This window comes from Kineococcus siccus (genome assembly GCF_009906795.1).
Classification (GTDB): Bacteria; Actinomycetota; Actinomycetes; order Actinomycetales; family Kineococcaceae; genus Kineococcus; species Kineococcus siccus.
The window spans coordinates 15,431-38,863 of record NZ_JAAALN010000001.1 but is presented as its reverse complement, the minus strand read 5'-3'; the positions used below and the strand labels follow the sequence as shown (position 1 = coordinate 38,863).

Genomic DNA, 23,433 nt, shown 5'->3' with positions numbered 1-23,433 from the left:
CTTGGCCGGTCACCGTCCGCCTGACCGCACGACGTCGTGGGCCGTGCCGGTCGCGCCCTCACGGGTCTCGACCTCGCCCTAGGCTCACACCACCGGGGAGTGGACACGCAACCTCAGGGAGAACCGTGAAGATCGTCGACGCTGCCGTCTTCGTCACCTGTCCCGGCCGCAACTTCGTCACCTTGAAGATCACCACCGACGAGGGTGTCACCGGCCTCGGCGACGCCACCCTCAACGGCCGCGAGCAGGCCGTGGTCACCTACCTGCGCGAGCACGTCGTCCCACTGCTGATCGGCACCGACCCGCACCGCATCGAGGACACCTGGCAGCCGCTGTACCGCGGTGCGTACTGGCGCCGGGGTCCGGTGACCATGGCCGCGATCGCGGCCGTCGACGTCGCGCTGTGGGACATCAAGGCGAAGGTCGCGAACCTCCCGCTCTACCAGCTGCTCGGCGGCGCCTCCCGCGACCGGGTGCGCACCTACGGCCACGCGAACGGTCGGGACATCCCCGAGCTGCTCGACTCCGTGCGGGCGCGGCAGGCCGAGGGGTACCAGGCGAGCCGTGTGCAGACGGGTGTCCCCGGGCTGGAGAAGGTCTACGGCGTGCACACGGGGGAGGTGATCGCGGCCAACGCCACCAGGCTGGACCAGCGCGCCCTCCCCGTCGTGGAGGACTGGGACACCCCCGCCTATCTTCGGCACCTACCGACGGTCCTGGAGGCGGTCCGGAACGAGTTCGGGCCGGAGCTCCCACTGCTGCATGACGCCCACCACCGGCTCACGCCGCTGCAGGCCGCGAAGCTCGGCAAGGACATCGAGCGCTACGAGCTGTTCTGGCTGGAGGACTGCACCCCGGCGGAGAACCAGCAGGCGTTCCGCGTCGTGCGGCAGCACACCACCACCCCCCTCGCGGTCGGGGAGGTGTTCAACACGGTCTTCGACTACCAGACGCTGGTGAGCGCGCAGCTCATCGACTACGTCCGCTCCGCCGTCACGCACTTCGGCGGGGTCTCTCCGCTGCGCAAGCTGTTCGACTTCGCCGACCAGCACCAGATCAAGAGCGGTATCCACGGGCCGGAAGACATCTCCCCCGTCGGCATGGCCGCGGCCATCCACCTCGACCTCGCCGTGCACAACTTCGGCATCCAGGAGTACTCGGGCCACACCGACGCCACGAACGAGGTGTTCCGGCACGCCTACACGTTCACCGACGGCCACCTCCACCCGGGCGAGGCGCCGGGCATCGGCGTCGAGTACGACGAGGAGCTCGGGGCGGCGCACCCCTACGTCCCGGCCTACCTGCCGGTGAACCGGCTTGCGGACGGAACCGTCCACGACTGGTGAGTGGCAGCCGGGTTCAGGGCCCGAGCAGCGCCGCCGGCACAACAGCGATCCCGTCCCGCCGCCGGTAGGCGTCCGCCCCCGACGTGACCACCACCGCGTCGAGCACGTCGTCGCCGAGCGTCTCTTGCAGCCAGTGCAGGTGCTTCGCGTCCGCGTCGGTGACCGTGCCGGCGAGCTTCACCTCGATGGCGACGACCTTTCCGTCGCCCCGTTCCACCACGAGGTCGACCTCGTGGTCGCCGCCCCGCAGACGCAGGTGACCCGTGCGGGCCTCGGCGGCCTGGGCGTGGACGCGGACGTCGAGGGTGACGAGCGACTCGAACAGCTGCCCGAGCAGCGTCGCCTCCCGGCCGGCCCCGCGGGAGGGTGCCGCACCGAGGAGGGAGTCGGCATCGACTCCGAGCAGCCGGGCGGCGAAGGCCGGGTCGGCGAGGTGGTGCTTGGGGGCGGCACCGAGGCGGGCCAGGTGGTTGCGGGACGGGGTCCACGCCGGAACAGGGTCGAGGAACCACAGGCGTTCGAGGATGTCGCGGTAGGCGGTGGTCGTGGTCTTCGCGGGCTTGTCGACGTCGCCGGGGGTGGCGGCCTCGAGCAGCCGGTCGTACGCGGTCGTGGTCGACTCCGCGGCGGCGTAGGCGGCCATCCACCGGCGCAACGCTGCGGGGTTGCGGACCGCGCGGCCGAGGTCGGGGAAGTCACGGTCGATGATCGCGTCGACGTACCCGTCGAGCTGGGCCCGGCGCAGCCGTGGTGTCAGCGCACGGATCGCCGGCAAACCGGAGCGGCAGATCTCGTCGGCGTACTGGTCCAGCCCGACGGTCGTGGTGCCGGCGACAGCGGGCCGTCGACCGGTCAGCAGGTCCGCGAGGGAGACCGTCGGTCGGCCGACGCCGCGCTCGGCGAGGGTCATAGGCCTCATGCGCAGGCGCACGATCCGGCCGGCCCCGCTGTGCACACCGGGGTCTCGAGGCACGGCTGATCGTGCGAGCAGGTACGACCCCGGTGCGGCACCGGCGTCCACGGCGCGTCGCACGGCGTCCCAGGTGGACGGGACGTGCTGCCACTCGTCGACGAGGACGGGCGTCGGCCCGCGCAGCGCCCGGTTCGGGTCCGCGACGACGAGGTCTCGCTGCGCGGGGTCGTCGAGCTGGACGACAGTGCGGGCGTGCTGCAGCGCCGTCCGCGTCTTGCCGACGCCCTTCGCGCCCTCCAGAGCGACTGCAGCCAGGCCGGCCAGGTACTCCTGCAGCTCTGCATCGACGACGCGGGCCGCGTACGGCGGCGGACTGGGCACCCACCTAGGCTACCTTTTGGCGGATTCAGACGCTACTGTTTGGCGCCGTTCGGCGCTACCGTCTGACGACCGCCGAGCTCGACGAAGGAGGGGACGTGGACCGACTGCACCGCGTGATGGGCGCCCTCGTGGGCTCGGCCGTCGGCGACGCCCTGGGCGCGCCGTTCGAGTTCGGTCCGCCGGACGCTTTCTGCGGCCGCTTCCCAACCTCCGCCCGCGGCGTCGCCACCGAGATGTGCGGCGGCGGCACCCTGGACTGGGAGCTGGGCGAGTTCACCGACGACACGCAGATGGCGCTGCTGGTGGGGCAGTCGCTCGTGGAGCGCGACGACCTCGACGAGGCCGACGTCTTCGACCGCTTCCGGCGCTGGGCGGAAGCGGACCCGCCGGACATCGGCATCCAGACCCGCGCGGTGCTGCAGTCGGGACTGCCCTGGGACACCGCCGCGGCTGAGCACGTGCGCGCCGGGAACCGGGCCGCCGGCAACGGGTCGCTCATGCGCACCACCCCGGCGGCGATCTTCTTCGCGAGCGCCGGGCGGGAGGCGACGATGGACGCCGCCCGGCGCATCAGCGCCCTCACCCACGGCGATCCCGCGGCCGGGGAGGGGTGCGCGCTCTTTCACGAGGTGCTGCGCGTGCTCCTGGACGGCGGAGACGCCGACGAGGCCGTGGCTGCGGCGCTGCCGCTCGTGGCGGAGCCGCACCGGGCGAAGTGGGCGCAGGTGTGCGCGCCGGAGTGGCGACCGGAGGACGCGGCCGAGGCCAACGGCGCCGTCTGGCCGACGCTCGGGTCGGCGCTGTGGGCGCTCCGGCACTCGACCACGTTCGAGGAGGCGCTGCGCCTGGTCGTCGACCTCGGCGGGGACACCGACACGGTCGCCTGCGTCACCGGCGCGCTCGCCGGCGCCCGGGCGGGCATCACCGGCATCCCGATCCGCTGGACGTCCGTCGTCCACGGCCGCATTCCGGGCTTCGGGCCGGAGGTATGGGAGCTGCGCGACCTGCAGCTGCTGGCCGCACGTCTGGACGGGAACCGCGGTGTCCGCCTCCACGAGCCGCCGCCCACCCGCGGCCAGAAGGCCGTCGAGGTCACCCCCGGCGTGTGGGCGGCGGACCTGGACGGCGCGCGCCGCAGCGACCGCGACTTCGCCGTCGTCTCGCTGTGCCGCACCGGCGGACGCTTCGGCCACGACGTGCAGCGCTTCGCCTACCTCACCGACGACGACAGCAACCCCGTGCTCGTCACCGTCCTCGACGACGTCCTGGACGACATCGCCGCCCTCCGCGCCGACGGCCGGCGGGTGCTCGTGCACTGCCACGCCGGCGCCTCGCGCACCGGGCTGGTGCTGCGGGCATGGGCCATGCGGGAGGAAGGCCTCTCGCCACAGGAGGCGACCCAGTGGGTCGCGGCGGTCTGGCCGCACCTCAGCCTCTGGAACGACAGCTTCACGACAGCCCTGGACAGGTGGGGGCCCGAGGGCGAATGACCGACGGAGCGCCTTCCGCCCATCTCCCCCGATCAGGCCCGCTCAGTCCGTGCCGCCGCCGCCGCCGCCGATCAGGAGACGCGGAATCCGGAGGCGACGTTCCGCCAGGCCGTGACGCAGTTGCGACCGGTAGGGGTCCAGTCGGCGTACGCCGACGGACCACCCAGGTTGATGTCCCTGTACAACTTCACGTCACAGCTGTTGAAGTCCTGGATGGACTCGATCCGGTCGTTCCAGCCGACGATCCTCAGGTCGGAGTACGTGTACTCGTTGTCCGTCGTCGTCGCGGTGCAGGCGCTGCCGCCGTAGTAGACGAGCACGTCCCCGGTGAAGTTGGGGCCGTCGTAGAACTTCGCCCGGAGGGTGTCCCCGTCTCCGCTCCGGAGGACCGTCACGCTGGCCGCCGAAGCGGCGGCCGCGTTGGACACGGACAAGGCGATCGCGCCGGCGGCCACGGTGAGCGCGAGGGCGCGGAGGTGCTTGGTAGGCATGGTGTCTCCTGAGCTCTGAGGGTGAGGCGACGTCGCCTCGCAGCCAGGATGAGACCAACGACACCGGGTGCGCCACGAGGGCTACGCAGACCTGCGTACCCATGCCTGTGACCGGCTGGTCCCTGCTACCGCGGTCACCCGCCGACCGCCGCCGTCCCGTCGAGCCGGCCGCACCCGCCCACGACGGGGAGCAGTCCGAGCTCGCGCCCTCGAGACACCGCGGCGAGCCGATCCGAAACGGACAGCGCGCGGTAGACGTTCTCCAGGTGCTTGTGCACGGTGCGTTCGCTGATCCCCACTTGCCGGCCGATCGCGGCGGCCGTGAGACCGTGAGAGAGGTGGCAGAGAATCGCGTACTGGCGCGTGGTCAACGTGGATCGGAGGGTTGTCCGACCTCCGCCCACCTCGTCGATGACGACAGCGCTGGAGCCGGGCAAGGCGGGGCGCCAGCGCAGCCGGACCGCACCGCGCCTGGTCGGCAGCGCGCCCACCGGCTGGGACGGGCCGAGCGCTGTTCGGCTCACGCGCAGCACCGTCGTCAGAGCTACCTGGTGGCGTTCCAAGAGGGCAGCCGCTTCGCCGTTGAGGTGGATGACCTCGTCGCCCCGGAACAGGACCAGACCGGCGCCCGAGGAGACCGCGTGCTCGAGGTCGATCACCAGGTTCTGGCGACGGCGATCAGCACCGGCCCGGCGGAGGAAGCCCGCGAAGGCACGGAGAACCTCGACGTCGTCGTCGTCGAAGGGACGGCTGCGGTTGACGCCCCAACCGTGAACGACGCCGGCGCTGGTGAGGTCGCCCGCGAGCAGGGCGAAGGGCACGCGGTTCGGTTCCAAGAGCTGTCGGCGCATCAGGTTGCGCGCCCACTGCGCAGGACCGCAGAGGTCCTCGACGCGCGCGGCCGACAGGTGGTGGTGCTCAGCGAGGTAGACCACCGCAGGGTTGGTCCTGAAGATCGCCTGCACGTCCGCGTGCAGCATCGGACGCAGGAGCTCGGGAATCTCCGTGATCCGAGGAGTCCTCCCGGGAGCGACTTCGACCTCGCCCGCCACGTCACCCGGCACCAGGCACAGCAACGACGACAGGCCCTGCAGCACCTGCGCTGCGGGGTCGGTGACCTCCAGCAGCTCCATGCCCAGGTCGTGCACGGACCGCCACCGCTTGACCGTGAGCATGGACCTGTCGTAGCACGCTCAATGACTCACCGCATCTGGGTGACGCCTCACTGTGAACTGTGCGGCTGGTGCCCGACGGGGCTGCGTCAGCGCCGGGAGAGGGGTGGAATCGCAGCGCGGGCGTGCACGACCCCCGCCACCCGGTCGGCGGCCGCGACGGCGGGCACGTACTCCCACCCGCAGCGGGCACCAGCCCAGCCCCAGCAGGTGGGCGTCGGTGTCGCGGTCCCGCGCAGCGATACTCGCGAACTTCACGCGCCACCACTCGGCGTTGGCCTTCGGCGGGTGGAAGTGCTGCGGGCAGGCGTGCCAGAAGCAGCCGTCGACGAAGACGGCCACGCGGGCGCCGCGGAAGACGAGGTCCGCGCGACGACGGCGGTTGGTCCCGGGCGGCGTCGTGTCGACGAGGTAGCGCAGGCCGCGCCGGTGCAGCTCGCGGCGCAACGCGAGCTCAGGCCGGGTGTCGCGGCGGCCCGTGCGGCTCAACAGGAGGGCCGCGGAAGAGGACGAGGGCGGTGGCGCCGGGCCCGGGTCCTGCCACGCTGGCGTCACCCCGCACCGTGCTGCACGCCCCGACCGTAGGAGTCTGAGGTGACCCGGCGTCCGGCCCGTCCACAGGGTCACCTCCCGCGGGGCCCCCCGACCGGCTAGCGTCCCCTGCACGACTCGACGCAGAGGTGGCACCGCACCCTGCGACGCCACCGCGCCGGGAGCCGGCGGAGGACCCGCCGGGGGACGCCGAGGAGCTCACGGATGACGGTGCGGCGGGTACACGTGGGGTGCGAGTTCGTGCACGAGGCCGCCGTCGACACACCGTCGGTCGTGCAGGTCATGGCCGTCCGCGACGAGGGCGTGCGGGTCACCGACGAGCGGTGGTCGATCGAGCCGGCGCAGCCCGGGCGCACCTACACCGACCTCTACGGCAACGAGTGCCTGCGCCTCATCATCCCGTCGGGCCGTTCGACCTTCCGCTACGACGCCATCGCCGAGGTCCCCGACGCCACCGAGGACGTCGACGTCACCGCGCCGGAGATCGCCCCGATCGACCTGCCCGACGACGTCCTGCTCTACACGCTGCCCAGCCGCTACGTCGTGCCCGACCTGCTGGGCGACGAGGCGTGGACCCGCTTCTCGCAGCTGCCCAAGGGCTACACCCGCGTCCAGGCCATCTGCGACCACGTCCACCGGCACCTGACGTTCCAGTACGGCAGCAGCACACCGTCCTCGACCGCGGCCGACGTGTACGCGTCCGGCTACGGCGTCTGCCGCGACTTCACCCACCTCGCGATCACCTTCTGCCGCGCCCTGAGCATCCCCGCGCGCTATGTCTTCGGGTACCTGCCGGAGATGGACATCGAGGGCACGGCCATCGTCCCGGACTTCTCCGCGTGGATGGAGGTGTGGCTCGGCGACCGCTGGTGGACCTTCGACCCGCGCAACAACACGCCCCGCAAGGGCCGCGTCCTCATCGGCCGGGGACGCGACGCATCAGATGTGGCGATGTTGACCACCTTCGGGGGACCCTTGCTGGAGTCCATGGTCGTCCACGCGGAGGAGGTCGAGTGATCCTCGACGACGCGCTGTCCGCTCCCCTGCTGGACCACAAGGCGCTGGACCTGGACGGCGCCGAGTGCATCACCTACCGGCTCGAGCAGACCTTCCGCTACGACTACGACCTCCCCGTGGCCAAGGTGCGTCAGCGGCTCGTCGTCGTCCCGCCCGTGCGCCACGGCGACCTGCACCGCCGGCACTACGCGCTGGACGTCGAGGGATCGCGCGCGCGGCCCCGCGAGCGCCTCACCTCCGTCGGCAACCACCTCGTCGAGGTGCACGCCGCGCGGGTCGACGAGCACATCGAGTTCCGCCTCACCGCCCTCCTGGAACGTGACGGCGACGCCCTCCCGGTGCTTCCGCGGTCTGCGCTGCAGGACAGTCGCTGGCGCCTGCCGACCCGCCTCACCGCGGCCGACGAGCGGCTCCGCGGCTGGGCCGCCGAGTTGCGCCGCCCGCGCGAGACGACGCTCGACACCGCCGAGCGCGTCTGCCATGCCGTGCACCGGACGATGACGTACGAGTACGGCCCGACCGGCACCCGCACCACCGCCGCCGAAGCGCTCGACGGCGGCCGCGGCGTCTGCCAGGACTACGCCCACATCATGCTGGCGCTCTGCCACGAGCTCGGCGTTCCCGCGCGCTACGTCTCCGGGCACCTGCTCGGCCAGGGCGGGACCCACGCGTGGGTCGAGGTGCTCGTCGCCGCCGACGGTGCTGCCGTGGCCGTGCCGTTCGACCCCTGCAACGGCCGCCGCGCCGGACGGAAGTACGTCACGGTCGCCACCGGCCGCGACTACACCGACGTCGCCCCGACGGCCGGGACGTACGTCGGCCCGGCCACCGGACGGCTCACCAGTTCGCGGCGCCTCGGCATCGTGGACGTCGCGGCCTGAGCCCGCGGCTCGCTAGGCTTGTGCGGTGCCCCGCCGACGCCCCGGGATCCCACCCGCGGTGCAGGCTGTGGTCGACGCGCTCACCCCGCAGCAGCTCGGGGAACTGCTCTCGGGACGATCGTCGACCGGTCCCGACGTCGTCCCCTCGCTGACCCTCCTCCCCCGGCGCGCGACGCCGGTCACCTACCGCGTGCGGGTGGACCTCGCCCGCACGCGGCCGCCGGTCTGGCGCCGCCTGGAGGTGAACTCCGACCTGACGCTGGACGCCGTCCACGACGTCCTGCAGACGGCGATGGGCTGGAGCAACAGCCACCTGCACGCGTTCCGCCGCCTGGGCACGGCCGCCGGCCGCGCGGAGCCGTTCCTGCTCAACGCCTTCGACGTCTCCGAGGGCGACCCGGGAACTCCGGAGGCCGACGTCCACCTCGACCAGGTGCTCGCGGACCCGGGAGACCGGCTCGGGTACACGTACGACTTCGGGGACGGGTGGGACCACGTCGTCCGCCTCGAGGAAGTGCGTGAGCGGCCTCCCGGTGCTCCGGATGCCCTCTGTCTCAGCGGCAGGCGCGCCTGCCCGCCCGAGGACTGCGGCGGCCCGGGAGGGTACGCCGAACTCCTCTACGCGCTCGCGACTCGCGTTGACGGCGCACCGGTCGCGCCGCACCTGCGGGAACTCCTCGACACGCACGGCGATCTCCGGCCCGCGGAGTTCTCCGCGGAGGCGGTCAACGAGGAACTGGTGCACGGGCCGCGGCCGCCGGAACTCCCCGGTGTGCCGTCGCACCCGGAACTCCACGTCGACGGGCTGCCGGGGATCGTGACCGACCTCCTGTCCCGCCTCCCCCTCGACACGGCCCGCACGGTCCACGACCTGGCCCGCCGCGCCCTCCCGCACGGGACCCTGGCCGCCGCGCTCAGTCCCGAGGAACTGGCGGAGATCACGCGGGACGTCCGGTGGCTGCTCGACCGGATCGGCGAGGAGGGGGTGACGCTGACGGGCGCGGGGTACCTCCCACCCGCCGTGGTGCAGGACGCGTTCGAGGCCCTGCGCCTCGACGACACGTGGATCGGCACGGGGAATCGTGAGGTCCACACGCTCCCCGTGCTGGTGTTCCGCACCGCCGTCCAGGACCTCGGGCTGCTGCGGAAGCACCGCGGACGCCTGCTCGTCACCCCTGCCGGCCGCTCGCTGCGCACGGATCCCGCACGCCTGGTCGGGCACATCGCCGCCCGCCTTCCCGCGGGCCGGGACGACGCCGCGCAGGTCGCCGGGACTCTGGCGCTCCTCGGTGTCGCGGCGGGGGACGCCACGGTGCACGACCGCATCACCCCCCTGGGCGTCGAAGTGCTCACCGCGCTCGGGTGGGCCACCGCTGCGGGCCCGCTGACACGCGGTGACGTGTTCGACGCCGCACGACCGACCCTGGACGTGCTCGAGCGGACCGGAGTGGCCGCCTACCGCAGCCGGCTCGCGTCGGGAGCGAAGCAGAGTCCGGCCGCCCGGAAGTTCGCCCGGCTGGTGCTCACGACTCCTCGCTGACGGGTGCCGACCCGGAGCGCGGACGAGGGGGCAGCGCCCGGTGTCGTGCGCTGAGGACACTCAGCCGGACGGCCCACCGGCCTGTGGACGAAGCCAGCGGGGACCGGCCTGCCGCACCTACCGTGAGTGGGTGCTGCGACGAACCGCCCTGCCCGTGAGTGGTGTCCTGCTGCTCCTCGCCGCCGTGACGGGCTGCAGCGCCGACGCGGAGCAGCCCGCGGCGCCGGCCGTCCCGGCGAGGACGCCGGTGGCGACGCCGTCCGCGACCACGGCGGCCCCGACGCCGGAGGCGACGACCCCCACGCCCGTCGCCACGGTCTCGCTGCCCGCACCGACGTTCCGGCCGGAGGGGACGTTCAACGAGGACGACGCGATCGGCTTCGCGGCGTACTACCTGTTGGTGTTGAACCACGCTCGGGCGACCGGCGACCCGTCCCTGCTGCGGAGCATCAGTGAGCCGGACTGCGGCACTTGCGCCTACCACGCGGAAGGGGTCGACCAGGCGAGGGAACAGCGCCTCGTCGGTGAGAACCTCGACATTCACTTTGACTCGGGCATGTTGACCTACTACTCACCTGAAACTCAAGAGGCCGACATCCTGGTCGAGATGAGCAACGGCCCTGGCCAGTACCTCAGGCAAGACGGCTCGACCTTCGGTCAGGTCCCGGCGTTGACCTCGACCGGCGTCATCGAGGTCCACATGAGGGCCGGGCGCTGGCTCGTCCAAGGGTTGCCTGGATGAAGCACCGTCCTACTGCACTGATCCTCCTCACCACGTGCGTCTTGATGAGCGTCTTGGTCACGCCTGCTCAGGCCGCCTCCTGCAGCGGCTCAACTCAAGCTCGAGCAGCGACAGACATCGTCGTCCGTGGTGCTATGCGTTGCAGCGACACTCCGCGCCGCGCACCATCGGGCGCAAAGGGCACGCCTGCTGCGAGCGTCGCCCCGGTCGTCGACATCCGCCGCACCCCTGCCTGCTCGCGCAACGACCCGCGCTTGGGTGGCGTCGCCAACGACAACTCGTGCGGCGCGGCGACGACGTGCCCACCGGGCCAGGTGATGCTGACCACCTGGACGAGTCCGACGGGAGCGAACCAGTGGGCGCGGGGGGCGTCGCGGTGCACGTCGCTCGCGGAGGCGGGCGAGGCGGCCGCGGTGATCCTGCCGACCGTGACCATCGAGGACGTGCGGCGCATCGGGTTGCCGCCGGCGACGGCGACGCTGCAGCCCGACTCCGGGCAGGTGGCGATCAACCTGGCCGTGAACCTCATGGCCACCGCGGGGCAGGTGACGCGGACGGTGGACATCCTCGGGTTCCCCGTGACGATCCGCGCGACGCCGGTGACCTACCGGTGGACGTGCGGGGACGGGGCCGTCGTCGGGCCGACGAGCGACCCGGGCGCACCGTGGCCGGCGCTCACGGTGACGCACACCTACCGGCAGCCCGGGAACTACGAGATCACCCTCACGACCGCCTACACGGCGGAGTACTCCGTCGCGGGCCTCGGGTTCCAGCCGATCGCCGGGACCGTGGCGATCGACTCGCCGGCCACCCCGGTCACGGCCCTCGCGGGGACGACCGTCCTCACCCCCTGATCACCGCGAGCCGAAGCGGGACGGGCGGAACGACGCGATCAGCGGGTTCTCGGCGCCCGTGACGACCTCGCGGGCCGTGAACTCCCCCAGCACCAGCCCGAGCGTCGCGCCGCTGTGCGTGAACAGCACGTGCAAGCCTGCGACTCCGGGCACCGCGCCGACGACGGGTTCGCCGTCGCCCGGGATCGGCTTGGGCCCGACGCCGAGGCCGGCCACCTCCAGCCGCGGGGTGCCGGCCAGCACCCGCGTCGCCTCGGCGATCAGCCCGGCCACCGTGGAGTCGTGGACCAGGTGGTCGCCGTCACCGCGCACCTCGACCTCGCGCTCGGACCACCCCGCGTCGAGCACGAGCGTCCCGCCCGGCGCAGGCCGCACCGCGACGCGCGGGGTGTTCAGGACGACCCGCAGGCCCACGTCGACGGGCGCGGTGCGGACCAGCAGCGCGACGGGCGACTGCTCGGGCACCGCGACGCCCAGCGCGGCCAGCTCCCGCGGCACCCACGCGCCCGCGGCGAGGACGACGGCGTCCGCGGGGAACTCGGCCCCCGACGCCGCCCGCACGCCGGTGACCCGCCCGCCGCTCACGACGGGCACGCACCGCCCGGCCCCCTCGTGCACGGTGCCGCCCGCCGCGACGACCTCCGCCAGGAGCGCGTCCACGACCAGCGGCAGGTCGGCCCAGCCCTCTCCGGCGTTGAACACCGCGCCCTCCGCCGCGACGGCCGAGCCGTCCACGCCCGGCACGCGCGCGGCGATCTCGTTCCGCTCGAGCCAGACCGAGTCGTAGCCGATCGACAGCTCGTGCTCGTGCCGCGCACGGTGGCTCTCCCCCGGCGCGGCCCACGTGAGCCCACCGTCGAAGCGCACGCGGTCGTCCAGCCCGGTCCGGTGCGCGAACGTCCGCCACCGGTCGAGGCCCACGGTGCGCAGGCGGTGGTAGGCGTCCGTGCGCGCCCCCGCGGAGTTCAGCCACGACAGCGAGCGACCCGACGCCCCCGAGGCGACGGCGCCCTCGGTCACGAGGTCGACGTGCGCACCGAGGCGGACGAGGTGCGCCGCGGTCGAGGCACCGAGGATGCCGGCACCGATGACGACGACGCGGGGCGCGGAACGGCTCACGGGTCCTCCGGGGTGGTGGTCGCAGCGGCGCGATGCTCGACCACCGACGCGTCCCATGCTGGCCGATGGGCATGGTCGCGGCAGCCGCGGGTCCGCTCTGGTAGGCACGAGGGGTGCGCCCCAGGGCGGTGACCTTCAGCGGTGTGTGGCGCGGTCTTCGTGGCGTTTTCTGACACGGGCGGCGGCGCTAGACGGTGAGCGCGTGTGACAGCCGATCCGTCGAGGAGCAGCGCGCTGTCGACGCGAACACGTCTGCGTCACCTGCTCGCGTGGCGGGCGACCGGGGGTCACTCGGCGCGGCCGACGGCCTCCGCCGCGGCGACGAACGCCCGCCACTGGGCGTGCAGCTCCGCCAGCTGCTCCCGTCCTGCGGTCGTCAGCTCGTAGACCTTGCGCGCGGGACCCGCCTCACCCTCCTCCCACCGCGCGGTGACCGCTCCCTCGTCCTCCAGGCGGACCAGGGTCGGGTAGAGCTGGGCGCCTTTGATCGGTTGGAGTCCGGCCGAGACGAGGGCCTGGGAGATGCCGTACCCGTGCCGCGGCGCCGCCGCGAGCACGTCGAGCACGAGCATCGGCAGCGACACCCGCTGCCACCCGGCGAGGCTCATGCCTGCCGAGCCCAGGGTCGTCCGCGCCAGGCCGCGACCGATCGGGAGAGCCCCACGAGCACCAGGAAGGCGCCCAGGGGGATGCTCAGCGCACCCCAGCTGTTGTTGACGAGGATCAGCAGACCGATCACGAGGGGAACGCCGGTCCCGGCGACGGTGGCCACCCACCACCACCGCGCCCGGGCGGTCCGGTCAGCCCGCGCGACCTCCCGCGCGAGCACCAGGGGGTGACCGAACTCCGCATGAGCCGGCACACCGGACGAAGACACCTGCTGCTCGACCTCCGCGACGTGGGCCCGGGCCGTGGCCCGCGGCACCAGCCGGGACACCAGCCCGCCGCGGAAGCGACGCAGCCACTCGGCGTCGTCCCACTCCAGCCGCAGACTCGGCTGCGGCATCCGGGCGGCGACCACGAGCACCACGACACCAGGGACGAGCAGTCCCGCACCCAGGAGCAGCACCGGCACGTCGCCGGCCACGACGACGTCAGGACCCACTTCGACCGCCGCAGCGATGCCCGCGACAGCGACGGCCAGGACGCCCAGGAGCACACCCGCCATCCAGGCCGGACGACCAGCGGAGAACAGAGACCGCCCGACGACCCAGCCGAGGAAGACCGCCGCCACGCTCACCGCGACGAGAGTCGCCCCCAGCTCGAGGTCCACGAACCAGCCGTTGCGTAGCGCCGTGGACGCCACCGCCACGGCACCGAGGGCCAGTAGCGTCCCGCCGACCTCCCGCAGCGCCGCGCGCCGCCCCCCACCCTCAGAAGTCCGCACCGCTTCGCCCGTGGTCCCCAGCTCGGTCGCGTCCTCGCCGGCCAGCTCGGCGGCGTCACCGAAGACCTCGGCCGCCGGCAGCCCGGCCGCGCGCACCGCAGCGAGCAGTTCGCCCTCGCGCCGCTCGAGCACGTCCGCGGGGACGTGCTTCCCGGTGATCGCGCTCTGGTAGCGCGCTACCCACTTGCGGTCCTGCTCCGGCCACGTCCGCTGATCCATGTCGATCCCCGCCGTCTACCTAGGTTGATTTTCTAGGTAGATAGAACCAGAGAGGCCACGCGAGACGCAAGGGCCACCCGCTGCAACCTCGCGAAGTCCGCGAGCCTGCCGGCGGTCGTGCACGTCACGACGGCCTTGGCCCGCCGGCCCGCGGACCTCGACGAGATCGCCGCACCGCTGCGCTGGCCCGTCGACCGCGACCGCGTGATCGGCGCCGCCACGTCGCTGTGCGCCGGTTCACCCGTCGGCACCCCGCTCTGGCGGGAACCGGGGGTGTTCGACCTCCTGCCGGCGACGGCGGTGTCGCTGCCGCGGTGAACGTCGAGCTCAGCGGCGCGCCGCGACGAGCCCGTGCACCCGGAGGAACCCCTGCACCGTCCCCCACCACGGGAACTGCTCGGCCCGCGCCCGGGCGCGCCGCCCGTCCGCGGCCCCGTCCAGGACGCGGGACACCGCGGTCGCGAACGCCTCGGGGCTCCCGGCCGCGACGAGCCCCGCGCCCGGGACGAGGACCTCCGCGAGCCCGGTGTCGGCGTGCACCACGACGGGCGTCCCGCACGCGAGGGCCTCGAGCCCCGACAACCCGAACGTCTCGACCGGCCCCGGGGCGAGGACCACGTCGGCGCTCGCCAGCAGCGCCGCGACGGTCGCGCGGTCGCGGAGGAAACCCGTGAACTCCACCGGCAGGCCCGCCGCGCGGCGTTCCAGGAACCGCCGCTGCGGGCCGTCACCCGCGACGACGAGGCGCACCCGCCGGCCCCGGGCGGCGAGCCGCCGCACGGCGTCGACGGCCAGGTCGACGCGCTTCTCGCGCGACAACCGGCTCGACACGACCAGCAGGGGATCCTCGTGCGGCGCGCGCGGTCGCGGCCGGAACTCCTCGAGGTCCACCCCGAGCGGGACGAGGGCCGGTCGCGCCCCGATCCGCCGGAACTCCTCCGCCGCCCACCCCGTCGTGCAGACCACCGTGTCGAACTCCTCGACCAGCCGCGCGTTCCAGGCGTCCGCCGCCGCCGTGCCGGCCCGTCCGCTGCCGGGCAGCCACTGCCCCAGCACCCGGTCGAGGCGCTCGTGGCTGACCGCGAGGCTGGGGACGCCCTCCCGGCGGGCCCAGGACCCGAGCCACAGCAGGCTCGACCGGTCGTGGACCTCGAGGCGCTCGGGCCAGGACGCCGCCAGCGCGCGCTGCAGGTCGCTGCGCCCCGTCGTCAGGCGGTACCCGGTCCCGGGGACGCGGGGGGAGGCGATGGTCACCGCGGTCCCCCACGGTCCGCGCCGCCGCCGGGTCACCGGACCCGGCACGACCACGGTCACCTCGTGCCCCCGCTGCGCGTACCCGGCGGCCAGCTGCTGCAGCACCGTCCGGATGCCGCCGGAACGGGGGGCGACGAAGTTCGCCACCAGGACGATGGACGTCACCCGACGAGCTCGTCGTACGTCGCGACCAGCTGCTCGCCGATGGAGAACCAGTCGCGGTGCTGCACCGAGGGCCGGGCCGCGAACGCCAGCTCCTGCCGCGCCTGGGCGTCCTGCGCGAGGCGGGCGACCTCGGCCTGCAGGTCCGCCGCCGCGCCGGGCGCGAACATCGAGCCGTTGACGCCCGGGACGACGAGGTCCAGCAGCCCACCGGCCGCGGGGGCGACGACGGGCACGGAACTCGCGAGCGCCTCCTGAGCCGACTGGCAGAACGTCTCGTGCCGGCCCGTGTGCACGAACAGGTCCAGCGACGCGTACGCGGCCGACAGCTCCTGCCCGTGCAGCATCCCGAGGAACTCGGCGCGCGGCAGCAGCCGCTGCAGCTGCGGTCGCTGCGGGCCGTCCCCGACCACCACGAGCCGCACCCCCGGGAGGGCGTCGACGGCGGTCAGCAGGTGCAGCTCCTTCTCCCGGGCCAGCCGCCCGACGTAGCCGACGAGGACCTCGCCGCGCGGCGCGAGCCGGCGCCGCAGGTCGTCGTCGCGGTGCAGCGGCGAGAACCGCTCGAGGTCCACGCCCCGCGGCCACCGCGAGACGTCGGGAACCCCGTGCGAGCGCAGCTGCGCGCACGCCTGCCGGCTCGGCGCGAGGGTGCGCGCGGCCATCCCGTGCACGCGGCGCAGCCACCGCCACAGCGTCGTCGACACCCCGCCGAGGCCGTACTGCTCGACGAAACCGGGCAGGTCGGTCTGGTAGATCGCGACCGCGGGAACCCCCGCTCGCCGGGCGAGGGTCGCGGCCTGCGCCCCCAGCACCGTGGGTGCCGCCAGGTGCACGACGTCGGGGCGGAAGCTCCCCAGCGCCTGCGCCAGCACGGGCGTCGGGTACGCGACGCGCTGCGCGGCGTGCCCCGGCAGCGGGACGGAGGGGATCCGCACGACGCGGTAGGGACCGCACGTCCGGGGCCCGCGCCCGGGAGCGACGACGACGGCCTCGTGACCGCGGCGCGCGAGGTGCTCGCACACCCGCTGGACGGACCGCGTGACCCCGTTGACCTGTGGCAGGAACGACTCGGTGACGATCGCGACGCGCACGGCACCAGCGTCCCCGGGCGGCGAGGACGGGAGGGGAACGCCGCCACGGCGCCGAACCGAACTCCCGGGGAAGAGCGCGCGGCGTGTGTCCCGTCACACGCCGTCAGGACGGATGCGTCCCGGCGGACCAGGTGTTGCACCTGACGTGCCGAGTGCCCCCGCCCGCCCGATCCTGTGGACCCCGACGCACGTGCTGGTCACCGCCTCCGCCGCCGCCGAACCGCACGGCCGCAGCATCGTCGAACGGCTCACCGCGGCGGGCGTCGAGGACGTCACCCTGCTGCCCGGTGACCGCCTCCCCAGCCTGCGCCAGGCCGACGAGCGCGCCACCTACGCCCGCGCCAAGCGCACCCTCGCCGTGGTCACCAGCGCCGCGAGCAAGCGCAGGCCGACGCCCATCCCGCCGAGCGCGGACTGGTCGTTCCCGCTCGCCGAGGGCTGCCCCGGGCACTGCCAGTACTGCTACCTCGCGGGCTCGCTGTCGGGGCCGCCGATCACGCGCGTCTACGCCGACCTGCCGCGCATCCTCGCCGGGCTCGACGACGTCGTGGGCGCGGGTTCGGTCACGTCCGGGACCGAGGCGCGCGGGCACGAGGGGACGACGTTCGAGGCGTCCTGCTACACCGACCCGCTGGCGGTCGAGCACGTCACGGGTTCGCTCGCCGCGACGATCACCCACTTCGGCACGCACGACTGGGCCGGCCCCGTTCAGCTGCGGCTGACCACCAAGTACGACGACGTCGACGGCCTCCTCGACCTGCCGCACCACGGCCGCACGCGCATCCGCGCCTCGGTCAACGTCCGCGGCGTCGAGCGCTTCGAGGGCGGCACGGCCCGCGTCGCCGCGCGGCTGCGGGCGCTCGGGAAGCTGGCCCGCGCCGGCTACCCCGTGGGCCTGACCATCGCCCCGATCATGCCCGTCGAGGACTGGGAGCAGCAGTACGGCCAGCTGCTCGCCGCCGCCGGGGCGGAGCTCGCGGACGTGCCCGGCCTCGACCTCACCGTCGAGTGCATCACGCACCGGTTCACGCCCAAGAGCAAGGACGTCCAGCTCGGCTGGTACCCGGGCACCAAGCTCGACCTCGACGAGGACGCCCGCACGCGCAAGCACGGCAAGTTCGGCGCGGTGAAGTACGTCTACGACAAGGACACCATGAAGGACCTCCGGACGTGGTTCGAGGCGGCCCTCGCGCGGGACCTGCCCCAGGCCCGCTACCTCTACTGGACCTGATCGGGGCCGCTGGGCCCGGCGCCCCCGTGGGCGGCCCGCCAGGCCGCGACGATCTCGGGTCGCAACCGGCCGCGGTCCGACACCGGCAGCCCCTGGGCGAGCGCCCAGGCACGCACCTCCCGCGACGACGGCTCGGGCGCCTCGAGCCCGCCCGGCGCCTGCCCTTCGCCGACGCGCGCCACCGCCGAACCCTCCTCGCCCGCCCACGTCCACGCGGCCGCCAGCCAGCGGTAGGTCCACTCCTCCGCCGTCTTGCGGTTCTCGCAGAAGACGACGGGGATCGTCGGGAAGCGCACCTGCAGCTCCGCGAGGCCGTCGGCCACCTGAGCGGGCCGCACGTGCTCCAGGGCGAACACCTTGGCGTAGCCCTCCTCGACGACGACCGCCGCCCGCGGCAGGGCGGCCAGTTCTCCCAGGGCGTAGCGCAACCGGCCGCTCGTGAGGCTCGACGCCAGGTCCGCGAGCGACTTCCGCTCCACCGCGGCCACGGTGCGTCCGCCCGCCACGACGGCGTAGTCGCCGCACGGCAGTCCCCTGCGGACCAGCGAGACCTGCTGGGTGGAGAACCGGTACGGGTACCGCTCGTGGGCGTCGACGACGATCTCCAGGTCGGCGAGGCCCGCGGCCCGGGCCGTGGGCAGCGTGACGTCGGGCCTCGCCTGCTTGCGGGTGCGCGGTGACTGCCAGAACACCATCTCGCGGCCCCGGGCCCGCGTGAAGACGATCTGCGACCGGTTCTCCCGCCCCCGGTCGGCCACCACGTCGATCGCGGCGCCGCGGCGGGTGCAGGCCTCCAAGCCCACCTCCTCGACGATGTCCGCGTCGGCCGGCCAGGACTCCAGCGGCAGCGGGTGGCAGTAGAGCCCGCTCGTCCGGGGCCAGGTGTCCTTCGTGGCGAACACCAGCCCCGACCCGAGCGGCAGACGCAGCAGGTAGGGGAGCCGGCTGTCCGGGTCGGGATTGCGCGCGATGAGCAGCTCCACGACGTCAGTGTGCCCGCGGTCGGCCCCGCCGCGCACGCACCCGCTACCGGATCGTGTAGCCCCCGTCGACGACGAGGTCGGTGCCGTTGACCATGTCCGCGGCGCCCGAGGCCAGGAACAGCGCGGCCCCCGCGATCTCGCGGGGCAGCGCGAACCGGCCCGTCGGGATGGCGGCCTTCGCCGCGTCCCCCTTGGGACCCGACCAGGCCTTGCGGCCCAGGTCGGTGAGGACGACGGTCGGCGAGATGGAGTTCGCGGTGACGCCGCGCCCCGCCCACTCCGACGCCAGCACCCGCGTGAGGCCGACGACGCCGGCCTTGGACGCGCAGTAGGCGGCGTGACCGTCGAGGGCGACCGACGCCGCCTGCGAGGCCATCGTGATGACCTTGCCGTGCCCCCGCTCGAGCATGCCCCGCCCGACGGCCTGCGCCGTGAGGAACGTGCCCGTCAGGTTGATGGCGATCGTCCGGGTGAAGGACGCGGGGGTGAGCTCCTCGGCGGGGGCGAGGTCGACGATGCCGGCGCAGGTCACGAGGACGTCGACGCCGCCCGTCGCCGCGACCGCGGCGCCCGTGAAGGCCTCGACCGACGCGGGGTCGGCGACGTCGCCCTGCAGGCCGATCGCCCCGCCGCCCAGCTCCTCCGCCCGGCGGGCCGCCGCGTCGCCGTCGAGGTCGACGACGACGAGGCGGGCCCCCACCGAGGCGAAGACGCCCGCCATGGCGCTGCCGATCCCCGAGGCGCCGCCGGTGATGAGGGCCGTGCGGCCGTCGAGCCGGAAGCTGAGGTCGACGCCCTCGTCGGTCGGTTCGGGACTGCTCATGACGGGCTCCTCGGGGGTTCGGTGGCGTCGGGGGTCAGCGGGTCACTCGGTCTGACCGGGGATGCCCTCGTAGGCGATGTTCCCGGTCTTCAGGTTCTTCGCGGTCAGCTCGGGCAGGGCCGCCAGGAACTCGCTGCGCTTGGTGACGACGTGCTCCATGGCGACGTCGACGTTCTCCTGGGTGATCTGCGGCATGTCGTACACGGGCTTGGTGTCGACCTGCTCGCCCTTGGCCAGCGCCGCCGCGACCGCGAGACCGGCGGACAGCTCCACGGTGCCGTTCTGCAGCATCGTGCCGATGAACTCGCCGCTCTTGACCGCGTTGAGGCCGTCCTCGATGCCGTCGATGCCGACGACCGGCTTGCTGATGCCGGCCTCCTTCATGGCCTGCAGCGCCCCGAGGCCCATGTCGTCGTTCTGCGCGACGACGCCGTCGATCTGCCCGCTGAACGCGGAGATCCAGTTGGCCATCCGGTTCACGGCCTGGTCGCGGTCCCAGTTCGCGGTGTCCTGCGCCAGCACCTTGATGTCCGGGTACTTCTTCAGCGTCTCGTCGATGCCGGTCTGGCGGTCGATCTGGCCGGACTGACCGATCGGGCCCTGCAGGACCACGATGTTGCCCTTGCCGCCCAGCTTGTCCGCCATCATCTGCATCTCCGCGGCACCGGCCGCGACGTCGTCGGGCTGCACGCTCGCCTTGAGCGCGGCGTTGTTCAGCTTGGCGTTGACGTCGAGGATCGGGATGCCCGCCGCGTTGGCCGCCTCGACCTGCGGGCCGAGGGAGTCGGCCTGCACGGGGATGACGATGATCGCGTCGACGCCCGCGCTGACGAACTGGTCGACCTGGTCGGCCTGGGTGTTGACGTCGTCGTTGGCGGAGTTCCACAGGAGCTCGATGTCGTTGGCCTTGGCGTAGGCCTCCATGCCCTCCTTGCCGGCCGTGATGAACGACGTCATGTTGTAGGCGCTGACGCCGATGCGCAGGCCACCGCCGCCGCTCGCCTCCCCGCCACCGCCGGTGTCGGCGGTCGGGTCACCGGCACCGCAGGCACCGAGGGTGAGGGCGAGCCCGGCGGCGGCGGCGCCGGTGAGGATCTTGCTGATGCGGAACACGGGGTCTCCTCGGAGTGGTGGTGCGTGGGGGGAGGCTTGCTGCGGGGTGGTCTTGCTGCGGGGTGGTCAGGTGCGGCGCTTGACGGACCACACGTCGACGGCGACGGCGGCGACGATGAGGACGCCCTTGATGACGTTCTGCCAGTAGGCCGGGACGAGCAGGATGTCCAGGCCGTTGTTGAGGGTCTGGATCAGGAGCAGGCCCAGGGCGGTGCCCCAGACCGTGCCGCGGCCGCCCATGAGGGAGGCCCCGCCGATGACGACGGCGGCGATCGCGTCCAGCTCGTAGCCCTGACCGAGCGTGGGGGGCCCGGAGCTGACGCGGGAGGCGAGCATGACGCCCGAGACGCCGGCCAGCAGACCGCTGACGGCGTAGACGCTGAACAGCGTGCGGCGCGCGTTGACGCCCGCGATCTCCGCGGCGGTCCGGTTGCCGCCGACCGCGTAGATGCGCATGCCGTAGGCCGTGCGGCGCATGGCGATACCCAGCCCGACGATGCCGACGATCATGAGGATGACGGGGATCTGCAGGCCCAGGACGCGGGTGTTGGCGATGCTGCCGAACTCCGCGGGCAGGCCGTTGATCGGTGCGCCGTCGCCGATGACGAACGCGACGCCCGACCCGGCGGTCAGCATGCCGAGCGTCGCGATGAAGGGTGGGACGTCCACCCGGGAGACGAGGAACCCGTTGATGGCCCCGGCCAGGAGGCCGACGGCCATCGCAGCCCCCACGGTCATCCACACCTGACCCGGGTTGGCCTTCGCGATCGCCGCCCCGGTCATGGCGGACACCGCGATGATGCTGCCCACCGAGAGGTCGATGCCCCCCGTGAGGATGACGAGGGTCTGCCCCAGCGCGATCAGCGCGAAGGGCGCCGCCGCGACGAGGATCGTCTGCAGGTTGTCGAGGCTGGAGAACCGCAGGCTGCGGTAGCTGAAGAACGCGATGACGAGCAGCATCACGATCAGCATCGCGCGCCGGATCAGCTGGGCGACGAACCACTCGCGGCTGAAGCGGCGGCGCGGGAGGGGAGCGGCGGCGGTCGCGCTCATGTCAGGCGTCCCCTTCTTCGGGTCGACGGTCGGGTGCTGCGGAGCGCTGGTCCGTGGTTGCGGAGCGCTGGTCGGTGCGGGGGTCGAGCCCCGAGGACAGGCGGAAGATGAGCTCCTGGACGTCCGGACGGTCCAGGTCGTCGCGGTCGAGCTCGCCGACGACCCCGCCCTCGCGCATGACGAGCGCGCGGTGGGAGAGGCCGAGGACCTCGGTCATGTCGGAGGAGGCCATGACCACGGCCATGCCGGCCTCCGCCAGGTCGGCGATGATCCGGTAGATCTCCGAGCGGGCGCCGACGTCGACGCCGCGCGTGGGCTCGTCGAGCAGGAGCACCTGGACGTCGTCGGTGAGCCAGCGGGCCAGCACGACCTTCTGCTGGTTGCCGCCCGACAGCGTGCCGACCTCCTGGCCCAGCCCGCGGCTGCGCAGCCGGACCGACTCCATGGCCGCACCGACGCTCTGCGCGCGGGCCCGCTGCTTCAGCCACCCGGCGACGCTGAACTGCGACAGCCGCGGCAGCGTGCCGTTGTCCAGGACGCTGAGCCCCATGACGGCCCCGGACTGCTTGCGGTCCTCGGGGACGAGAGCCATGCCGGCCGCGATGGCGGCCGCGGGCGAGCGGCGCCGGACCTCCCGGCCCGAGACGAGGAGACGCCCGGACGTCGTGGCCCGGACGCCGAAGACGCCCTCCAGCAGTTCGGTGCGGCCCGCCCCCACCAGCCCGGCGAGGCCGAGGATCTCCCCGCGCCGCACCTGGAAGGAGCACCCGCCGGCCTGCCCGGCCACGTGCAGGTCCTCGACCCGGAGCACCTGCTCGGCGTCGCGCGGCACGGTGTGCAGCGGGGGGAACAGGTCCTCCAGCTCCCGGCCGATCATCGCCGAGACGATGTCGTCGTCGGAGACCTCGGTCATCGGCCGGTCCAGGACCAGGCCGCCGTCGCGCAGGACGACCACGCGGTCGGCCAGGGCGCGGATCTCCGCCATCTTGTGGGTGGTGAACACCATCGCCACCCCGGAGTCGCGGAGCTGGCGCACGACGCGGTAGAGGCCCTCGACCTCGCGCTCGGAGATCGCGGAGCTCGGCTCGTCGAGCAGGAGCACCTTCGCGCCGCGGCTGGAGTTCTTGACGATCTCCACGATCTGCTGCATGCCGACCGGCAGCGTGCCCATCCGGGCACCGGGGTCGATGTCGACGCCGAACACCTCGAGCATCTCCGCCGCCCGGCGCGACATGCCGCGCCGGTCGAGCGTCCGGAACCGCGTCGTGAGCTCGCGACCCACGAAGAGGTTCTCGTACACCGTCATGTGCGCGATCGAGGCGAGCTCCTGCGGCACGATCGCGACGCCGAGGCGGTGCGCGTCGCGGATGTCGCCGGCCGACAGCTCCTCACCGCGCACGCGGACGGTGCCGGCGTCGGCGCGGTACTGACCCGACGCGATCTTCATCATGGTCGACTTGCCGGCGCCGTTCTCGCCGGCGAGGGCGGTGACGGTGCCGAGCTCGAGGGAGAGGGAGACGCCCTTGAGGACGGGGACCCCGCCGAAGGACTTCTCCAGGGCGAGGCACTCCAGCACGGGCCCCTCGGTCGTGGTCGTCACCGGGCCCCCCGCCCGG

At 73.4% G+C, this 23,433-nt stretch carries 22 protein-coding genes and 1 pseudogene; 9 read left to right on the top strand and 14 right to left on the bottom strand.

Annotation, left to right across the window (positions count from 1 at the left end; all coding sequences use genetic code 11):
• Nucleotides 1-125 precede the first annotated feature (125 nt).
• The gene (manD, locus tag GTR02_RS00190) at nt 126-1,346 is read left to right on the top strand and encodes a D-mannonate dehydratase ManD (protein ID WP_166605449.1); all 1,221 of its coding nucleotides are present in this window, start codon (nt 126-128) and stop codon (nt 1,344-1,346) included.
• A gap of 13 nt (nt 1,347-1,359) precedes the next feature.
• Here manD and GTR02_RS00185 read toward each other — a convergent pair whose 3' ends face one another.
• Nucleotides 1,360-2,640, bottom strand: coding sequence for a DUF4143 domain-containing protein (locus GTR02_RS00185; RefSeq protein ID WP_205708352.1), 1,281 nt, complete (start codon nt 2,638-2,640; stop codon nt 1,360-1,362).
• A 95-nt stretch (nt 2,641-2,735) separates the two neighbouring features.
• Between GTR02_RS00185 and GTR02_RS00180 the strand changes: the two genes are divergently transcribed.
• The gene (locus GTR02_RS00180; RefSeq protein ID WP_166605448.1) at nt 2,736-4,130 is read left to right on the top strand and encodes an ADP-ribosylglycohydrolase family protein; all 1,395 of its coding nucleotides are present in this window, start codon (nt 2,736-2,738) and stop codon (nt 4,128-4,130) included.
• Nucleotides 4,131-4,201: 71 nt separating this feature from the next.
• On the opposite strand, the gene GTR02_RS00175 is transcribed toward GTR02_RS00180, so the two are convergent.
• The 3 genes and pseudogenes from GTR02_RS00175 to GTR02_RS24825 all read right to left on the bottom strand — a co-directional run bounded on the left by GTR02_RS00175 (nt 4,202) and on the right by GTR02_RS24825 (nt 6,282).
• Complete coding sequence (locus GTR02_RS00175) at nt 4,202-4,621, bottom strand: peptidase inhibitor family I36 protein (protein WP_166605447.1); 420 nt, start codon at nt 4,619-4,621, stop codon at nt 4,202-4,204.
• A gap of 134 nt (nt 4,622-4,755) precedes the next feature.
• Nucleotides 4,756-5,796, bottom strand: a complete 1,041-nt coding sequence (locus GTR02_RS00170) for a helix-turn-helix transcriptional regulator (protein WP_166605446.1) — start codon at nt 5,794-5,796, stop codon at nt 4,756-4,758.
• 86 nt (nt 5,797-5,882) lie between these two features.
• Nucleotides 5,883-6,282, bottom strand: a pseudogene (locus GTR02_RS24825) (very short patch repair endonuclease).
• A 267-nt stretch (nt 6,283-6,549) separates the two neighbouring features.
• Here GTR02_RS24825 and GTR02_RS00160 point away from each other — a divergent pair.
• The 5 genes from GTR02_RS00160 (at nt 6,550) to GTR02_RS00140 (ending at nt 11,379) form a co-directional block, all read left to right on the top strand.
• Complete coding sequence (locus tag GTR02_RS00160) at nt 6,550-7,362, top strand: transglutaminase-like domain-containing protein (RefSeq protein WP_166605445.1); 813 nt, start codon at nt 6,550-6,552, stop codon at nt 7,360-7,362.
• Nucleotides 7,359-8,243 (top strand): transglutaminase domain-containing protein, encoded by an 885-nt coding sequence (locus GTR02_RS00155; protein ID WP_166605444.1) that lies wholly within the window; start codon nt 7,359-7,361, stop codon nt 8,241-8,243. Before GTR02_RS00160 ends, GTR02_RS00155 begins: the two co-directional genes overlap by 4 nt.
• Before the next feature lie 25 nt (nt 8,244-8,268).
• Nucleotides 8,269-9,783 (top strand): IS1096 element passenger TnpR family protein, encoded by a 1,515-nt coding sequence (locus GTR02_RS00150; protein WP_166605443.1) that lies wholly within the window; start codon nt 8,269-8,271, stop codon nt 9,781-9,783.
• A 130-nt stretch (nt 9,784-9,913) separates the two neighbouring features.
• Nucleotides 9,914-10,525 (top strand): DUF6318 family protein, encoded by a 612-nt coding sequence (locus tag GTR02_RS00145; protein ID WP_166605442.1) that lies wholly within the window; start codon nt 9,914-9,916, stop codon nt 10,523-10,525.
• Between the two features lie 413 nt (nt 10,526-10,938).
• Complete coding sequence (locus GTR02_RS00140; protein WP_166605441.1) at nt 10,939-11,379, top strand: PKD domain-containing protein; 441 nt, start codon at nt 10,939-10,941, stop codon at nt 11,377-11,379.
• On the opposite strand, the gene GTR02_RS00135 is transcribed toward GTR02_RS00140, so the two are convergent.
• The 3 genes from GTR02_RS00135 to GTR02_RS00125 form a co-directional block, all read right to left on the bottom strand.
• Complete coding sequence (locus GTR02_RS00135; RefSeq protein ID WP_338073476.1) at nt 11,380-12,498, bottom strand: NAD(P)/FAD-dependent oxidoreductase; 1,119 nt, start codon at nt 12,496-12,498, stop codon at nt 11,380-11,382. It abuts the gene before it with no gap.
• Between the two features lie 287 nt (nt 12,499-12,785).
• The gene (locus GTR02_RS00130; protein WP_205708350.1) at nt 12,786-13,106 is read right to left on the bottom strand and encodes a PadR family transcriptional regulator; all 321 of its coding nucleotides are present in this window, start codon (nt 13,104-13,106) and stop codon (nt 12,786-12,788) included.
• On the bottom strand, nt 13,103-14,104 hold the full coding sequence (locus GTR02_RS00125; protein ID WP_166605439.1) for a hypothetical protein: 1,002 nt from the start codon (nt 14,102-14,104) through the stop codon (nt 13,103-13,105). Before GTR02_RS00125 ends, GTR02_RS00130 begins: the two co-directional genes overlap by 4 nt.
• A gap of 117 nt (nt 14,105-14,221) precedes the next feature.
• Between GTR02_RS00125 and GTR02_RS00120 the strand changes: the two genes are divergently transcribed.
• Nucleotides 14,222-14,422, top strand: a complete 201-nt coding sequence (locus GTR02_RS00120; RefSeq protein ID WP_166605438.1) for a hypothetical protein — start codon at nt 14,222-14,224, stop codon at nt 14,420-14,422.
• 9 nt (nt 14,423-14,431) lie between these two features.
• Here the strand turns inward: GTR02_RS00120 and GTR02_RS00115 are convergent, their stop codons facing one another.
• Together GTR02_RS00115 and GTR02_RS00110 are read right to left on the bottom strand one after the other, a co-directional pair.
• Nucleotides 14,432-15,523 (bottom strand): glycosyltransferase, encoded by a 1,092-nt coding sequence (locus tag GTR02_RS00115; protein WP_166605437.1) that lies wholly within the window; start codon nt 15,521-15,523, stop codon nt 14,432-14,434.
• Nucleotides 15,520-16,614 carry a glycosyltransferase family 4 protein gene (locus GTR02_RS00110; RefSeq protein WP_338073475.1) on the bottom strand — a complete coding sequence of 365 codons (1,095 nt, stop codon included), beginning with the start codon at nt 16,612-16,614 and terminating at the stop codon, nt 15,520-15,522. Before GTR02_RS00110 ends, GTR02_RS00115 begins: the two co-directional genes overlap by 4 nt.
• Nucleotides 16,615-16,726: 112 nt before the next feature.
• Here GTR02_RS00110 and GTR02_RS00105 point away from each other — a divergent pair, with 112 nt between their 5' ends.
• Nucleotides 16,727-17,845 carry a spore photoproduct lyase family protein gene (locus tag GTR02_RS00105; RefSeq protein WP_166605436.1) on the top strand — a complete coding sequence of 373 codons (1,119 nt, stop codon included), beginning with the start codon at nt 16,727-16,729 and terminating at the stop codon, nt 17,843-17,845.
• Here GTR02_RS00105 and GTR02_RS00100 read toward each other — a convergent pair.
• The 5 genes from GTR02_RS00100 to GTR02_RS00080 all read right to left on the bottom strand — a co-directional run bounded on the left by GTR02_RS00100 (nt 17,833) and on the right by GTR02_RS00080 (nt 23,417).
• On the bottom strand, nt 17,833-18,828 hold the full coding sequence (locus GTR02_RS00100; RefSeq protein WP_166605435.1) for an ERCC4 domain-containing protein: 996 nt from the start codon (nt 18,826-18,828) through the stop codon (nt 17,833-17,835). The two genes, GTR02_RS00105 and GTR02_RS00100, sit on opposite strands and share 13 nt — an antisense overlap.
• Before the next feature lie 43 nt (nt 18,829-18,871).
• Complete coding sequence (locus GTR02_RS00095) at nt 18,872-19,651, bottom strand: GolD/DthD family dehydrogenase (RefSeq protein ID WP_166605434.1); 780 nt, start codon at nt 19,649-19,651, stop codon at nt 18,872-18,874.
• A 42-nt stretch (nt 19,652-19,693) separates the two neighbouring features.
• Entirely contained in the window at nt 19,694-20,764 is a 1,071-nt protein-coding gene (locus tag GTR02_RS00090) for a substrate-binding domain-containing protein (protein ID WP_166605433.1), read from the bottom strand.
• Between the two features lie 66 nt (nt 20,765-20,830).
• Complete coding sequence (locus GTR02_RS00085; RefSeq protein ID WP_166605432.1) at nt 20,831-21,817, bottom strand: ABC transporter permease; 987 nt, start codon at nt 21,815-21,817, stop codon at nt 20,831-20,833.
• Between the two features lies 1 nt (nt 21,818).
• The gene (locus GTR02_RS00080) at nt 21,819-23,417 is read right to left on the bottom strand and encodes a sugar ABC transporter ATP-binding protein (RefSeq protein ID WP_338073473.1); all 1,599 of its coding nucleotides are present in this window, start codon (nt 23,415-23,417) and stop codon (nt 21,819-21,821) included.
• Nucleotides 23,418-23,433: the final 16 nt, after the last annotated feature.